This window comes from Dellaglioa sp. CoH-57-MRSF-17 (genome assembly GCF_056782015.1).
In genome coordinates this window covers 1-574 of sequence record NZ_JBXAXY010000034.1, presented here as the reverse complement: position 1 = coordinate 574, position 574 = coordinate 1, and the positions used below count along the sequence as shown (strand labels likewise).

At 55.6% G+C, this 574-nt stretch carries 1 protein-coding gene; it reads right to left on the bottom strand.

Translation table 11 applies throughout. The annotated features are described in order from the left end of the window. Nucleotides 1-57: 57 nt before the first annotated feature. Nucleotides 58-574 (bottom strand): hypothetical protein (locus AC1RPJ_RS07715; protein ID WP_481762834.1); only part of this gene is annotated, 517 nt, incomplete at its 5' end.

Here is a 574-nt window from a genome sequence, read left to right as displayed (position 1 = left end):
ATACCAGCCAATCCCAGCTAATATCAGATGCAGCAGTGCCAAGAATCCTTCCATTATTTAGACCACCTTACCTTTCGATCCATCGAGCAACTTCAACACATCGATCATGTGGCGCAGATGGTGAGATGCCGAATCTATGTCCTTCACGATCTGGTCCAGCACGTCTACGAGTGCCTTTCCCTCGGTCATCAGCGTTCGGGCCGTACCCTGCACACGCTCGACCAGTGCTTTCCGCTGTTCGGCACTGCTACCGAATTGCTTCAGCTCCTGTGCATACTCGGTGTAGATGTGGTTGCGTAGCGCGTCGCACGCTTCTTGCAGAAGGTCGAGGTTGACTGTGGCTCGAACTCGAATCTCAACTAGCCGGGCACGCGCGCTCAGGTCGTTGGACGTGGCTTCGAGAAGCGACTTCGGGCTGAACTGCTTACGCCCGTGCAGCGACCGCGATGTGCGGTTGGCCATCAGGCCCATGGCTTCGGCCTGATCACGCTCGATCTTCAGCTTCTCGCGCACGCCCTTGACCACGAGCCGAAACTTCTTGTAGTTAGGGTCTTCTTTGATGTCGGACAAGAAT